Below are 14,326 nucleotides of genomic sequence, written 5' to 3'. Positions count from 1 at the left end.
GCGGGCGGCTGCCGGGCGGTCCGGCGGGCTGCCGGACGATTCAGTCGGCGAGATCGATCCGCACCTCGACGTTCCCCCGGATCGCCTTCGAGTACGGGCAGCGGCCGTGGGCGGCGTCGGCGAGCCGCCGCGCCTCGGCGGCGTCGAGGCCGGGCAGTGCGACGGTGAGGACCACCGACAGGTGGAAACCGCTCTCCTCCTTGTGCAGCGCGACCTCGGCGGTGACCGCGTCGTCCGTGAGCACGGTCCCGGACTCGCGCGCCGAGACCCGGAGCGCGCTGTGGAAGCAGGCGGCGTAGCCGGCGGCGAAGAGCTGCTCGGGATTGGTCGCGGTGCCGGAACCGCCGACGGCCCTGGGGCTCGACAGCGGCAGATCGAGGAGTCCGTCCGAGGAGCGCACGGCGCCGTTGCGCCCGTCTCCGGTGGAAGCGACCTCGGCGGTGTAGACGACGGCCATGCGTCATGCCTTTCGAAAGCGGAGAAGGGGAATTCCCCCAGTCTCCGGCGCTGCCGAATTCCCGGCGCTACGGATCTCCGCAGTCTTTTCCGGAACGCCGCCGAATAGCGTGGGAAGCACCACCGATCCATGAATTCAAGGGAGTTGGACATGACGGGACCGCTGGCCGGGGTGCGCGTACTGGAATTCGCGGGCTCGGCGCCTACCGCGTTCGTCGGCACCGTCCTGTCCGGTCTCGGCGCCGACGTCGTACGCGTCGACAGGGCGCCCACCGACCCCGAGGGCGCACGGCCCCCGGAGAACCCGCTCTCCCGCGGCCGCCGCTCGGTCGCCCTGGACCTCAAGAGCCCCGAGGGGGCCGAGCGGGCCCTCACCCTCGCCGAGCACGCCGACATCCTCGTCGAGGGCTTCCGCCCCGGCGTCGCCGACCGCCTCGGCATCGGCCCCGAGGCGGCCCTCGCCCGCAACCCGCGCCTCGTCTACGGCCGGCTCAGCGGCTGGGGCGCCCAGGGCGGGTGGGCCGGACACGCCGCCCACGACCTCGCGGTCCTCGCCCTGACCGGCGCCCTCGACACCGACCCCGCGACCGGGGCGCCGGTGCCGCCCCCGACCGCGTACCTCTCCAGCTTCGCCGGCGGTGCCAACGCCCATGTGCACGGCCTGCTCGCCGCGCTCCACGAGCGGGAGCGCTCGGGCCGGGGCCAGGTCGTCGACACCGCCCTCGCGGACGGCGCCGCCCTGATCGCCACCCTGATCCACCAGTGGCGCGCGGTCCCCGGCAACCACACCGTCACCGACGCCCCGCACTACTCCTTCTACGCGGCCGCCGACGGCCTGCACCTCGCCGTCGCCGCCATCGAACCCCGGCTCTACCGGAACCTCCTGGAACAGCTGGGCCTGACGGACGACGGCACCCTCCCCGACCGCGCCGACCCGGCGGCCTGGCCCGAGCTGCGCGCCCTGATCGCCGCCCGCTTCGCGACCCGGGACCGCGAGCACTGGGTCAAGCTCTTCGACGCCGTGGACGCCGGAGTGGCCCCCGTGCTGACCGCCGCCGAGGCGGCCGAGCACCACCAACTGGCCGCGCGCGGAGCCTTCGTGGACGTCGGCGGCACCCTCCAGCCGGCCCCCGCCTCCCGCTTCGACCGCACCCCGGCCGGGCCCCCGGACCGCGCCCCGCTCCCGGGCGAGCACACCGACGAGGTGCTGACCGAGTGGGCGCACGCCTCCGGATGACGCAGGCCCGCCAGGATCCGCCGGCCGTAGCCGTCGGTCCGGTGGAGCTCCAGCTCGTCGAAGACGGCGCCGAGGCACTTCTCCACCGCGCTCGGCGAGAGGTGCGGCCGCCGCGCGACGGCCGCGTTCGCGCACCCCCGGGCCGGCGCCTCCGGGACCTCCCGCTCGCGCGGGCGAGCTCGCGCGGGCGAGCCGGGCCGGGGATCGGCGCGGGCGCTGCGCACGACGAGCCGGCGCACCACCTCCGGGCCGATCGCCGCCCCGCCCGACGGCGAAGCCGGCCAGGGGCGGATCGCCTCGCCGGGCAGCGGCGGGAAGAAGCTCTCCGGCGCGACGGCCGCACCGGCGCCGGTGCGCCCGTCGTGCCGACGGGCCCGGCGGCCCGTCCGGCGGATCCGTCGGCGGGCCCCCGGCCAGGGCCGGGGGAGGGGAGGGGCGGGTGAGGGACGAGCGCGGTGATCGGCACGGTGGGTCTCCGAGGACGACGAGCGGCTTCCCGGAGCCCTTCGCCCCGGCACCGCTCCACGCCGGAAATCCCAGCTCACCACCGGTACGGGGCTTCCCACCCGGCCACCCCGCGGAAAACCGCAGGGGCGGACCGGGCTCCGGCGCGGTCCGGGGGCTCCCCCCGGACGGCCTACCCTTGGAGCCATGACGAGCAGCAGCGACCGGAGCACCGCAGTGAGCGTTGACGGCACCAAGACCTACGAGATCCGCACCTACGGGTGCCAGATGAACGTCCACGACTCCGAGCGGCTCTCCGGTCTGCTGGAAGAGGCGGGTTACGTCCGGGCCCCCAAGGGCGCCGACGGCGACGCCGACGTCGTCGTCTTCAACACCTGCGCGGTCCGCGAGAACGCCGACAACAAGCTGTACGGCAACCTCGGCCGGCTCGCCCCGATGAAGACCGCGCGCCCCGGCATGCAGATCGCCGTCGGCGGCTGTCTCGCCCAGAAGGACCGCGACACCATCGTCAAGAAGGCCCCCTGGGTCGACGTGGTCTTCGGCACGCACAACATCGGCAAGCTGCCCGTCCTCCTGGAGCGCGCCCGCGTCCAGGAGGAGGCGCAGATCGAGATCGCCGAGTCGCTGGAGGCCTTCCCCTCCACGCTGCCGACCCGTCGCGAGTCCGCGTACGCCGCCTGGGTCTCGATCTCCGTCGGCTGCAACAACACCTGCACCTTCTGCATCGTCCCGGCCCTGCGCGGCAAGGAGGAGGACCGCCGGCCCGGCGACATCCTCGCCGAGATCGAGGCACTGGTCGCCGAGGGCGTCTCCGAGATCACCCTGCTCGGCCAGAACGTCAACGCGTACGGCTCCGACCTGGGCGACCGCGAGGCCTTCAGCAAGCTGCTGCGCGCCTGCGGGCAGATCGAGGGCCTGGAGCGCGTCCGCTTCACCTCCCCGCACCCCCGCGACTTCACGGACGACGTCATCGCGGCCATGGCCGAGACGCCGAACGTCATGCCGCAGCTGCACATGCCGCTCCAGTCCGGCTCCGACACGATCCTCCGCGCGATGCGCCGCTCCTACCGGCAGGAGCGCTTCCTCGGGATCATCGAGAAGGTCCGCGCCGCCATCCCGCACGCGGCGATCTCCACCGACATCATCGTGGGCTTCCCCGGCGAGACCGAGGAGGACTTCGAGCAGACCATGCACACCGTCCGCGAGGCCCGCTTCGCGAACGCCTTCACCTTCCAGTACTCCAAGCGCCCCGGCACCCCCGCGGCCACCATGGAGGGCCAGATCCCCAAGGAGGTCGTGCAGGCGCGCTACGAGCGCCTCGTCGCCCTCCAGGAGGAGATCTCCTGGGAGGAGAACAAGAAGCAGGTCGGCCGCACCCTGGAGGTCATGGTCGCGGAGGGCGAGGGCCGCAAGGACGGCGAGACCCACCGCCTCTCCGGCCGCGCCCCCGACAACCGCCTCGTCCACTTCACCAAGCCGGACGGGGGCGTGCGCCCCGGCGACGTCGTGACCGTCGAGATCACGTACGCCGCCCCGCACCACCTCCTCGCCGAGGGGCCGGTGCGCGCCGTCCGCCGCACGCGGGCGGGCGACGCCTGGGAGAAGCGCACGGCGGCCGCGGCGGCGAAGCCGGCGGGCGTCCTCCTCGGCCTCCCGACGATCGGCGCCCCGGCCCCCCTCCCGGCCCCGACGGCCCCGGCCTGCGGCAACCACTGACCCCTCCACCCGGCCCACCCACCCGCCGTGTGGGCAATCGTCCCGCTGGGCGGGACGGGTGGGCACACGGGACGGCGCCCTGAGCGGCGCCTCCGCGTTCCGCGCCTGAACCCGCACCCGTGTGCGCCGTACCCGTCGGTGCGGGTCCAGGCGCAGCAGACTCGGGCGCCGGCAAGGGCGCCGTCCCGTTGCGCCCACCCTCCCCCAAGCTCTCGGCTTCGCTCGAGCAGGGGGACCCCCTCACCCCAGCGGAACGACCGCCCGCAACGGGGTGGGCACCGCCCGGCGGGCGCGCCCGCAACGGGGTGGGCGCCGCCCGGCGGGCGCGCCCGCAACGGGGGCGCGGGGTGGGCACCGCCCCGGCGCGGAGCCGCCCGTCCCCTCGAACCCCCACCTCCCACCCCAGTAGGCTGCGGATCATGCTTGTCGCCGCAGCCGTCTGCCCCAGCCCTCCCCTCCTCGTCCCCGACGTCGCGACCGGCGCCGCCCCCGAGCTGGACGCCGCGCGCGCGGCGTGCGCGGACGCCGTCGGGCTGCTCGCCGCCGCCCGCCCGGACCGGCTGTACGTCGTCGGTCCCGCCGACGAGGGCGCGCACGGCGGCTATCCGGCCGGCGCGAGGGGCTCCTTCGCCGGCTTCGGCGTGGACCTCTCCGTACGGCTCGGCGCGGAATCGTCCCGGGCCCAGGACGGGGACGACCGCCCCCTGCCCCCTTCCCTCGCCGTCGGCGCCTGGCTCCTGGCCCGCGCCGGCTGGGCCGACGCGCCGATCGAGGGCCTGGGCGTGGCCGCCTCGACGACGGCGGAGGTCTGCGCCGGGACCGGCCGGGAGCTCGCCGCCTCCGCCGAGCGCGTCGCCCTCCTCGTACTGGGTGACGGCAGTGCCTGCCGGACGGTGAAGGCTCCCGGCTACCTGGACGAGCGGGCCGCCGGTTTCGACGCGGAGGCGGCCCGGGCACTGGGGACGGCCGACGTGGCGGCGCTGCTCGCGCTGGACGCCGGGCTCGCGTCCGAGCTGAAGGCGGCCGGCCGCGCTTCCTGGCAGGTGCTGGCGGGTGCGGCGGAGGGTGCCGGCCTCGACGGTCGGTTGCTCTTCGACGACGCCCCGTACGGCGTGGGGTACTTCGTCGCGGCCTGGTCCTGAGGGACGGCGGGAACGAGAACGGCGGGCGGTCGCGGAGCACGATGCTCCGCGCCCGCCCGCCGTGCGGAGGGACTGCCGGACGACGCGGCCGTCAGACGGTCGGCGGCGGCGGTGTCGTCGTCGTGCCACCGCTCCCGGCCGTGCCGTCGTCCTTGTGACCGATCCGGTCGATGGCGCCCTTCGCCTTGTCCGCACCGGTGTGGATCTTGTCGCTGTACTTGCCCTTGGTCTTCTCGTCGACCAGCTTCGCGGCCTTGTCCAGACCGTGGTCGATCTTCTCGCCGTGCTGCTGCGCGAGGTCGGCCACCTTGTCCTTGGCCGGGGCGAGCTTGGCCTTCAGCGAATCCATGAGGCCCATGGAGCACCTTCCCTCCGCGGACCCGCGGACCCGCGGGCCCGTGTTCCGTGTCGTGCTTTCGTTCCGTGTCGTGCCTTCCGCACCCTGCCTCTTTCGGCGAGCCTTTTCGACGAAAGATTGCAAAAACGCACATATCAACTCCATAGAGTACTCGGACGGAGGGGCGCCGCAGTGATCGACGGCGGAGATCCGGGGTGCTCCACGGCTGGCCCCCGCGCCGGGCGGCGAAGCCGGAGGGGTCCGTTCCGCAGCGCGTTGGGGGACCGGGCGGGAGGTTTGCGAGACTGGGGCGGTGAGAAGCGCAGCTCCCGCCCCGCGGGTCATCGCCGTCGTCGGCCCCACGGCGGCCGGAAAGTCCGATCTGGGTGTGTTCCTGGCCCAGCAGCTCGGTGGCGAGGTCGTCAACGCCGACTCGATGCAGCTCTACCGGGGGATGGACATCGGCACCGCCAAGCTGACGCTTGAGGAGCGCGGCGGCGTCCCGCACCACCTCCTCGACATCTGGGACGTGACCGAGGCCGCCAGCGTCGCCGAGTACCAGCGCCTCGCGCGCGCCGAGATCGACCGGCTGCTCGCGGCCGGCCGCACCCCGGTCCTCGTCGGCGGTTCCGGGCTGTACGTACGGGGGGCCGTCGACGCCCTGGAGTTCCCCGGCACCGACCCGGCCGTCCGGGCCCGCCTGGAGGCCGAGCTCGAGGAGCGCGGCCCCGGCGTCCTGCACGTGCGGCTCGCCGAGGCGGACCCCGAGGCGGCCCGCGCGATCCTGCCCAGCAACGGACGCCGCATCGTCCGGGCCCTGGAGGTGATCGAGATCACCGGCAAGCCCTTCACCGCCAACCTCCCGGGCCCCGACTCCGTCTACGACACCGTCCAGATCGGCGTCGACGTGGCCCGCCCCGAGCTCGACGAGCGGATCACCACGCGCGTGGACCGCATGTGGGAGGCCGGTCTCGTCGACGAGGTGCGCGCCCTGGAGGCGCGGGGACTGCGCGAGGGGCGCACGGCGGCCCGCGCCCTGGGTTACCAGCAGGTCCTCGCGGCGCTCGCGGGGGAGTGCACCGAGGACGAGGCGCGCGCGGAGACCGTGCGGGCCACGAAGCGCTTCGCGCGCCGTCAGGACTCGTGGTTCCGCCGCGACCCGCGGGTGCACTGGCTCAGTGGGGCCGCAGATCACCGCGGGGAACTCCCGCGGGAGGCGCTGTCGTTGGTCGAACGAGCGGTTACAGCCTGATCACGTGATGGCATCGGGACGCACTGTCCGTCATTTCGGCGGTCATGGGCGTGCCATCATCGAGCATCGATCGACCAAGTGGAGTCCGAGTGGGGAGGGCGCGTGGCGATGGAGGCCGGCCCTCGCGACAGAGAACAGCACGAGGCGGTTCTGGGTGACCCGACGGCGGATCCGTCGGGCGACACGCCGGGCCACCCGACGGACGACGCCCCCGTCGGGCCCCCGGGGCTGACCCCGGACGGACCCGACGACGCCGTGGGCACCGCCGTCGAGGTCGACGCCGACGAGGTCGAGGTCGAGCTGCGCCCCCAGCGCCGGCTGCGGATCTGGCAGCTCGCCCCCATCGTGGGTCTGGCCGCCGTCGGCTCGCTGATGTTCGCCTTCCCGCTCGCCTTCGGTTCGGGCGACGGCGGTGCCGTCGTCGCCATGCTCGGCCTGCTGATCAGCTCCTGTGCGGCGGGCTGGGGCATGATGGCCGCCCGCAAGGTCGGCTACACCTGGCCGGGGCTTCCGCAGCGCGGCTCGGGCGAGCGTCCGGACTGGCGCGTCCTCGCCCTGTACGTGTCGACGATCGCGGCCCTGGTCGCCCTGGCGGTCTGGCGCGTCGCCCGCCTGCGCTGAGCCCCGCACCGTACGCGGTCCCGTTCCGGCCGCGCCCCGGCCCGGGCCCGTGTCCGCCCGGACCGCGCCCCGACCACGCCCCGGCCCTGCAGGGAACGGGGACCCGTCTCGTGCGGAGCCCGATCCGACTCCGCCCCGTACCGTATGCGGTCCCGTTCCGGCCGCGCCCCGCACCGTACGCGGTCCCGTCCCGGCCGCGCCCCGGCCCGGGCCCGTGCGAGAGCGGGGCCGTGTCGTGGGGGCCCGGGCGCGCCCCTCTCCGCGGGACCGGCCCGTGGACGGGGCGGTCGGCCGTCGGGCCCGCCCCGTACAGTTGATCGCGTGACCAGCACGCAGACCTCGCCGATCCCCTTCCTCAAGGGCCACGGCACCGAGAACGACTTCGTGATCGTCCCCGACGCGGAGAACGCCGTCGACCTCCCCCCCGCCGTCGTGGCGCGCCTCTGCGACCGGCGGGCCGGTATCGGGGGGGACGGGCTGCTGCACGTCGTGCGCAGCGCCGCCCACCCCGACGCCCGCCACCTGGCCGACGAGGCCGAGTGGTTCATGGACTATCGCAACGCCGACGGCTCCGTCGCCGAGATGTGCGGGAACGGCGTCCGGGTCTTCGCCCGCTACCTGGAGCACGCGGGGCACGTCACCGCGGGCGAGGTCGCGGTCGCCACCCGGGGCGGCGTCAAGCACGTCCACCTGGACAAGGACGGTTCCGTCACCGTCGCCATGGGCCGCGCGGTGCTCCCCGAGGCCGGGGTCACCGTCACCGTCGACGGCCGCAGCTGGCCCGCGCGCAACGTGAACATGGGCAATCCGCACGCGGTCGCCTTCGTCGAGGACCTCGCCCACGCCGGCACGCTGTACGACGAGCCGCCGTACGAGCCCGCCGCGGTCTACCCGGACGGGGTGAACATCGAGTTCGTCGCCGACCGCGGCCCCCGCCACGTCGCCATGCGGGTTCACGAGCGCGGCGCGTCCGAGACCCGCTCCTGCGGCACCGGCGCCTGCGCCGTCGCCGTCGCCACCGCCCGCCGGGACGGCGTCGACCCCGCCGAGAGCGGCACCCCCGTCACGTACACCGTCGACGTGCTCGGCGGGACCCTCGTCATCACCGAGCACCCCGACGGCCGGATCGACATGACGGGACCCGCCGTGATCGTCGCCGAGGGCACCATCGATCCGGAGTGGCTCGTCTCGGCGGCGTGATCGCGCGCGACGGAATCGAAACTGTCAACGACTGATTTGTCGCTCGAATGGGTGATCCGTTTCACGCTGGGCGAGAGCGTGACTGCGCCGCGTGGTGGGGTCGGTAGCATCAAGCACCGGCCCCCCGGGCACGCCTGGCCCGCCACCGCCGGTCGATGTTGCCGGAGGTGCCCCATGAGCGCAGAGGCCACCAACCCCGAGGCCGCCCCCACCGACGTGACCGTCCGCAGACGCGGACGCGCCCGGATCGACCTGCGCCGCCTCGGCCGCGCCGCCCTGCTGAACGCCACCGCGGGACCGGCGCCCCGCGACCGGCTGCCCGACGCCATCGGCCACGTGGCGGAGGCGCACCGGGCCCACCACCCCGAGGCCGACCTGACGGTGCTCGGCCGGGCGTACGTCCTCGCCGAGTCCTCGCACCGCGGCCAGTTCCGCAAGAGCGGCGAGCCGTACATCACCCACCCGCTCGCGGTCACCCTCATCCTCGCCGAACTCGGCGCGGAGACCACCACCCTGACCGCCTCCCTCCTCCACGACACCGTCGAGGACACCGAGGTGACGCTCGATCAGGTGCGCCGCGAGTTCGGCGACGAGGTCGCCTACCTCGTCGACGGCGTCACCAAGGTCGAGAAGATCGACTACGGCGCCGCCGCCGAGCCCGAGACCTTCCGCAAGATGCTCGTCGCCACCGGCAGCGACGTCCGGGTCATGTCGATCAAGCTCGCCGACCGCCTCCACAACATGCGCACCCTCGGCGTGATGCGCCCCGAGAAACAGGCCAGGATCGCCAGGGTCACCCGGGACGTCCTCATCCCGCTCGCCGAGCGGCTCGGCGTCCAGGCCCTCAAGGCCGAGCTGGAGGACCTGGTCTTCGCGATCCTCCACCCCGAGGAGTACGAGACCACCCGCGCGCTCGTCGCGGACCACCCCGGCGCCGCCGAGGAACTCGGCGCCGTCGCCGAGCAGGTCACCGCGGTCCTGCGCGAGGCGGGCATCGGCGCCGAGGTCCTCGTCCGCCCCCGGCACTTCGTCTCCGTCCACCGCGTCCGCCTCAAGCGCGGGGAGCTGCGCGGCTGCGACTTCGGACGGCTCCTCGTCCTCGTCGCGGAGGACGCCGACTGCTACGGGGTCCTCGGCGAGCTCCACACCTGTTTCACCCCGGTGGTCTCCGAGTTCAAGGACTTCATCGCCGCACCCAAGTTCAACCTCTACCAGTCGCTGCACACCGCGATCGCGGCCCCCGACGGCGCCGTCGCCGAGGTCCTCATCCGGACCCACCGGATGCACAAGGTCGCCGAGGCCGGAGTCGTCGCCCTCGGCAACCCCCACGTGGGCCAGGAACCGGACGGCACCGCCCCGGCCGCCGGCCTTCCCCCGGCCGAGGACGGCGAGCGCGTCGACCCCACCCGCCCCGGCTGGCTCTCCCGGCTCCTCGCCTGGCAGCAGTCCGCCCCCGACCCCGACACCTTCTGGACCTCGCTCCGCGCCGACCTCGCCGAGGACGACGAGATCACCGTCTTCCACGCGGACGGCGGCGCCCCCGGCACGATCAGCCTGCCCGCCGGCGCCAGCTGCGTCGACGCCGCGTACGCGCAGCACGGCGAGGCCGCCCACGCCTGCCTCGGTGCCCGCGTCAACGGCCGCCTCGCCCCCTTGAGCACCGTCCTCGGCGACGGCGACACCGTCCAGCTGCTGCTCGCCCAGGACGCCGTCTCCGGTCCATCCCCCGAGTGGCTCGACCACGCCCGCACCCCCGCCGCCCGGATCGCGATCACCGGCTGGCTCCGGGCCCACCCCGAGAGCGCCGCGCCCCCCGCCCCCACCGACCCCCGCCCGCAGCCCAGCGTCCCCGCCGACCGCCGCTCCGGAGCCGAGCTCCACGCCGACCTCGACGGCGAGCCGCCGGCGGCCGTCCGTCCGGCGGGCTGCTGCACCCCCGTACCGCCCGACGAGATCACCGGCTTCCGGGTGCGCGGCGGATCGGTCACCGTGCACCGCGCCCGCTGCTCGGCCGTCGACACCATGCGCGGCCTCGGCCGCGAGCCCGTCACCGTCCGCTGGGGCGACACCGCCCGGGGCAGGGTCACCCTCGTCGCCGAGTCCTTCGGGCGGCCCGGACTGCTCGCCGACCTCACCGAGGCCATCGCCACCTTCGGCGCCGCCGTCGTCTCGGCGAACGTCGAGCCGCCCACCGAGCAGCGGGTCCGCCACACGTACACCCTCCAGCTCCCCGACGCGGCCGGCCTCGCCGCCCTCATGAAGGCCATGCGGGACGTCCCCGGCGTGTACGACGTCAGCCGCGCCCGCCACTCGCGCGGGACGGGCTGATCCCGCCACTCGCGCGGGCCGGGCCGATCCCGCCACTCGCGCGGGCCGGGCCGACGTCGTTCCTCGGGCGGCCGGCACGGGGCGGGCCGAGCCGGCGGCGCTGCTCACGGCCCGGACCGGCGTCCCTCGCGCGGCCCGAGCCGGTGACGCTCTTCCGGGCGACCGCCGCGCGCGGCCCCGGCCGACGACCCCCTTCGGGTGGCCGGCGCGCGCGCCGCCCCGGTGTGCGGCGGCGGTCCTGGTAGCCGTAGGGCCATTCCTCCGGAAAGGCCCTGGCCCATGCCGCTCGTCCGAACGTCCCTGCCCCGCGCGCGGTGGCTCCGCTCCGCCGTCCTGGTCGCCGCCTCGGCCGGACTCGTCGCCGCCGCGCTGCCCGCCCCCGCGCCGCTCGGCATCGGGGACCCGCTCTTCCCGCAGCTCGGCAACCCCGGCTACGACGTCCTCGCCTACACGCTCGACGTCACCTATCCGGGGGTGAACACCAAGCCCCTCGCCGCCGTCACCCGGATCGACGCCCGCGCCACGGCGGACCTGGAGCGGCTCAACCTCGACTTCACCCACGGCACGGTCTCCGCCGTCACCGTCGACGGCCTGCCCGCCGCGTACACCACCAGCGGCGAGGACCTGGTCGTCACCCCCGTCGTTCCGATCGACGCGGGCGAGGAGGTCGAGATCACCGTCACCCACACCAGCGACCCCACCGGCCCCGCCTCCAGCGGTGGCTGGGTCCGCACCAGCGACGGCCTCGCCATGGCCAACCAGGCCGACGCCGCCCACCGGGTCTTCCCCTCCAACGACCACCCCTCGGACAAGGCCCGGTTCACCTTCCGGGTCACCGCCCCCAGCGAGCTCACCGTCGTCGCCAACGGACTCCCCGCGGGCCGCGTCGACCACGGCGCCACGACCACCTGGACGTACCGCACCCGGCACCCCATGGCCACGGAACTCGCCCAGATCTCCATCGGCCGCTCCACCGTCGTCCACCGGGAGGGCCCGCACGGGCTGCCCGTGCGGGACGTGGTGGCCACCGCGGACCGGCAGCTCATGGAGCCCTGGCTGCGCCGCACCCCCGGCCACCTGGAGTGGATGGAGCGGCAGGTCGGCCCGTACCCCTTCGAGACGTACGGGGTGCTCGTCGCCGACGCGGACACCGGCTTCGAGCTGGAGACCCAGACCCTCTCGCTCTTCGAGCGCGGCATCTTCACCCAGCCCGGCTACCCCGAGTGGTACGTCGACGCCGTCATGGTCCACGAGCTCGCGCACCAGTGGTTCGGCGACAGCGTCTCGCCCCGCGCCTGGTCCGACCTGTGGCTCAACGAGGGACACGCCAGCTGGTACGAGGCGCTGTACGCCGAGGAGACCGCCGGCAAGTCCCAGGAGCAGCGCATGAAGGCCGCCTACCGCGCCTCCGACGGCTGGCGCGCCGCCGGCGGCCCGCCGGCCGCCCCGGAGCCCCCCCTGCCCGGCCACAAGATCAGCCTCTTCCGGCCCGTCGTCTACGACGGCAGCGCCCTCGTCCTCTACGCGCTCCGCCAGACGATCGGCACCGAGGCCTTCCGGACCCTGGAGCGTCGCTGGGTCGCCGAGCACCGGGACGGCACCGCCACCACCGCCGACTTCATCGCGTTGGCCGGCGAGGTCGCGGGCCGGGACCTCACCGCCTTCTTCCACGACTGGCTGTACGAGGCGAAGACCCCGCCGATGCCCGGACACCCGGACTGGCGCAGCCGTCCCGCCGGGACCACGAGGACTGCGCCGAAATCCGGGTGAGGGCCGCGCCGGGAGCCGGGCGGGAGTCGCGCCGGGCCCGGGCGGGAGCCGCGCCGGGGCCCGGGCGGGGAGCGCGCCGGGGCCCCGGCGGGGACCGCTCCGAAACCCGGGTGACGGGCCCCGACGGGCCGTGACACCATCTCCAGGTCGGTGACGCGGCCGGATCCTCCGGCCGACGCGGCCGGGCCCGGGAATCTTCCGGAGCCCGCGGGCGTTGTGACCGGCACAGACACACATCTCCTCATCGACGTAAGGACCCAATGACCTCCTCTTCTTCCCCTTCCCAGGACGAGCAGAGCTTCGCGGAGACGAGCCGTACCGAGAGCCTTCGGGCCGATGCCCTGATGGAAGAGGACGTCGCCTGGAGCCACGAGATCGACGGAGAGCGGGACGGCGACCAGTTCGACCGCTCCGAGCGCGCGGCCCTGCGCCGTGTCGCGGGCCTCTCCACCGAGCTCGAGGACGTCACCGAGGTCGAGTACCGCCAGCTGCGCCTCGAGCGCGTCGTGCTGGTCGGTGTCTGGACCTCCGGGACGGTGCAGGACGCGGAGAACTCCCTCGCGGAGCTCGCGGCCCTCGCCGAGACGGCGGGCGCCCTCGTGCTCGACGGCGTGATCCAGCGCCGCGACAAGCCGGACCCGGCCACCTTCATCGGCTCGGGCAAGGCGCGCGAGCTGCGCGACATCGTGCTCGAGACCGGCGCCGACACCGTCGTCTGCGACGGCGAGCTCAGCCCCGGCCAGCTCATCGCCCTCGAAGACGTCGTCAAGGTGAAGGTGGTCGACCGGACCGCCCTCATCCTCGACATCTTCGCCCAGCACGCCAAGTCCCGAGAGGGCAAGGCGCAGGTCGCGCTCGCGCAGATGCAGTACATGCTGCCGCGACTGCGCGGCTGGGGTCAGTCGCTCTCCCGGCAGATGGGCGGCGGCGGCGGTGGCGGCATGGCCACCCGCGGCCCCGGTGAGACCAAGATCGAGACCGACCGGCGCCGCATCCGCGAGAAGATGGCGAAGATGCGCCGGGAGATCGCGGAGATGAAGACCGGCCGCGACGTCAAGCGGCAGGAGCGCCGCCGGAACAAGGTGCCGTCGGTCGCCATCGCCGGATACACCAACGCCGGCAAGTCCTCCCTGCTCAACCGGCTCACCGGCGCGGGCGTCCTCGTGGAGAACGCCCTGTTCGCCACCCTCGACCCGACGGTCCGCCGGGCCGAGACGCCCACCGGCCGGGTCTACACCCTGGCCGACACCGTCGGCTTCGTCCGGCACCTGCCGCACCACCTGGTCGAGGCGTTCCGCTCCACCATGGAGGAGGTCGGCGAGTCCGACCTCATCCTGCACGTGGTGGACGGCTCGCACCCCGCCCCGGAGGAGCAGCTGGCCGCCGTGCGCGAGGTCTTCCGCGACGTCGGCGCGGTGAACGTGCCGGAGATCGTCGTCGTCAACAAGGCCGACGCGGCGGACCCGCTGGTCCTCCAGCGCCTGCTGCGGATGGAGAAGCACTCCATCGTGGTCTCGGCCCGTTCGGGCCAGGGCATCGACGAGCTGCTCGCGCTCATCGACTCCGAGCTGCCGCGCCCGGAGGTCGAGCTGGAGGCCCTCGTGCCGTACACCCAGGGCGGGCTCGTCTCGCGGGTGCACGCCGAGGGCGAGGTGGAGTCCGAGGAGCACACCCCGGAGGGCACCCTGCTCAAGGCGCGGGTGCACGAGGAACTGGCGGCGCTGCTCGCGCCGTACGTCCCCGCCGCGCACTGACGGAACACGAAGGCGCCGGTCCCTCCCGAACGGGAAGGACCGGCGCCT

Annotated in this window: 11 protein-coding genes; 9 read left to right on the top strand and 2 right to left on the bottom strand. The window is 74.6% G+C overall.

Going from position 1 to position 14,326, the window contains the following annotated elements; genetic code table 11:
- Window positions 1–40: 40 nt before the first annotated feature.
- Window positions 41–457, bottom strand: coding sequence for an organic hydroperoxide resistance protein (locus IE180_RS24750; protein WP_190159146.1), 417 nt, complete (start codon window positions 455–457; stop codon window positions 41–43).
- 150 nt (window positions 458–607) lie between these two features.
- On the opposite strand from IE180_RS24750, the gene IE180_RS24745 reads away from it, so the two are divergent.
- The 3 genes from IE180_RS24745 to IE180_RS24735 all read left to right on the top strand — a co-directional run bounded on the left by IE180_RS24745 (window position 608) and on the right by IE180_RS24735 (window position 5,016).
- Window positions 608–1,693, top strand: a complete 1,086-nt coding sequence (locus IE180_RS24745; protein ID WP_190159145.1) for a CaiB/BaiF CoA transferase family protein — start codon at window positions 608–610, stop codon at window positions 1,691–1,693.
- Window positions 1,694–2,344: 651 nt separating this feature from the next.
- On the top strand, window positions 2,345–3,874 hold the full coding sequence (miaB, locus tag IE180_RS24740) for a tRNA (N6-isopentenyl adenosine(37)-C2)-methylthiotransferase MiaB (RefSeq protein ID WP_190159144.1): 1,530 nt from the start codon (window positions 2,345–2,347) through the stop codon (window positions 3,872–3,874).
- Between the two features lie 419 nt (window positions 3,875–4,293).
- Window positions 4,294–5,016, top strand: a complete 723-nt coding sequence (locus IE180_RS24735; protein WP_190159143.1) for a class III extradiol dioxygenase subunit B-like domain-containing protein — start codon at window positions 4,294–4,296, stop codon at window positions 5,014–5,016.
- Window positions 5,017–5,107: 91 nt separating this feature from the next.
- Here IE180_RS24735 and IE180_RS24730 read toward each other — a convergent pair whose 3' ends face one another.
- Window positions 5,108–5,374, bottom strand: a complete 267-nt coding sequence (locus tag IE180_RS24730) for an antitoxin (protein WP_190159142.1) — start codon at window positions 5,372–5,374, stop codon at window positions 5,108–5,110.
- A 292-nt stretch (window positions 5,375–5,666) separates the two neighbouring features.
- On the opposite strand from IE180_RS24730, the gene miaA reads away from it, so the two are divergent.
- The 6 genes from miaA (at window position 5,667) to hflX (ending at window position 14,278) form a co-directional block, all read left to right on the top strand.
- A complete protein-coding gene (miaA, locus tag IE180_RS24725; RefSeq protein ID WP_190159141.1) occupies window positions 5,667–6,605 on the top strand; it encodes a tRNA (adenosine(37)-N6)-dimethylallyltransferase MiaA in 939 nt (312 codons plus the stop codon).
- Between the two features lie 108 nt (window positions 6,606–6,713).
- The gene (locus tag IE180_RS24720) at window positions 6,714–7,226 is read left to right on the top strand and encodes a hypothetical protein (protein WP_190159203.1); all 513 of its coding nucleotides are present in this window, start codon (window positions 6,714–6,716) and stop codon (window positions 7,224–7,226) included.
- A gap of 321 nt (window positions 7,227–7,547) precedes the next feature.
- On the top strand, window positions 7,548–8,426 hold the full coding sequence (gene dapF, locus IE180_RS24715; protein WP_190159140.1) for a diaminopimelate epimerase: 879 nt from the start codon (window positions 7,548–7,550) through the stop codon (window positions 8,424–8,426).
- A 174-nt stretch (window positions 8,427–8,600) separates the two neighbouring features.
- Window positions 8,601–10,754 carry a RelA/SpoT family protein gene (locus IE180_RS24710; RefSeq protein WP_190159139.1) on the top strand — a complete coding sequence of 718 codons (2,154 nt, stop codon included), beginning with the start codon at window positions 8,601–8,603 and terminating at the stop codon, window positions 10,752–10,754.
- A gap of 279 nt (window positions 10,755–11,033) precedes the next feature.
- On the top strand, window positions 11,034–12,524 hold the full coding sequence (locus tag IE180_RS24705; RefSeq protein ID WP_190159138.1) for a M1 family metallopeptidase: 1,491 nt from the start codon (window positions 11,034–11,036) through the stop codon (window positions 12,522–12,524).
- 260 nt (window positions 12,525–12,784) lie between these two features.
- Window positions 12,785–14,278 (top strand): GTPase HflX, encoded by a 1,494-nt coding sequence (gene hflX, locus IE180_RS24700; protein WP_190159137.1) that lies wholly within the window; start codon window positions 12,785–12,787, stop codon window positions 14,276–14,278.
- Window positions 14,279–14,326: the final 48 nt, after the last annotated feature.

Source organism: Streptomyces litmocidini, from assembly GCF_014649755.1.
Classification (GTDB): Bacteria; Actinomycetota; Actinomycetes; order Streptomycetales; family Streptomycetaceae; genus Streptomyces; species Streptomyces litmocidini.
This window is presented reverse-complemented; position numbering and strand designations above follow the sequence as displayed.

Bases quoted from the DNA above. Each gene is read 5' to 3' on its own strand.
- IE180_RS24705 (WP_190159138.1), top strand. From the start codon at position 11,034: ATGCCGCTCGTCCGAACGTCCCTGCCCCGCGCGCGGTGGCTCCGCTCC.
- IE180_RS24750 (WP_190159146.1), bottom strand. From the start codon at position 457: ATGGCCGTCGTCTACACCGCCGAGGTCGCTTCCACCGGAGACGGGCGC.
- miaB (WP_190159144.1), top strand. From the start codon at position 2,345: ATGACGAGCAGCAGCGACCGGAGCACCGCAGTGAGCGTTGACGGCACC.
- IE180_RS24720 (WP_190159203.1), top strand. From the start codon at position 6,714: ATGGAGGCCGGCCCTCGCGACAGAGAACAGCACGAGGCGGTTCTGGGT.
- IE180_RS24710 (WP_190159139.1), top strand. From the start codon at position 8,601: ATGAGCGCAGAGGCCACCAACCCCGAGGCCGCCCCCACCGACGTGACC.
- IE180_RS24730 (WP_190159142.1), bottom strand. From the start codon at position 5,374: ATGGGCCTCATGGATTCGCTGAAGGCCAAGCTCGCCCCGGCCAAGGAC.
- IE180_RS24735 (WP_190159143.1), top strand. From the start codon at position 4,294: ATGCTTGTCGCCGCAGCCGTCTGCCCCAGCCCTCCCCTCCTCGTCCCC.
- IE180_RS24745 (WP_190159145.1), top strand. From the start codon at position 608: ATGACGGGACCGCTGGCCGGGGTGCGCGTACTGGAATTCGCGGGCTCG.
- hflX (WP_190159137.1), top strand. From the start codon at position 12,785: ATGACCTCCTCTTCTTCCCCTTCCCAGGACGAGCAGAGCTTCGCGGAG.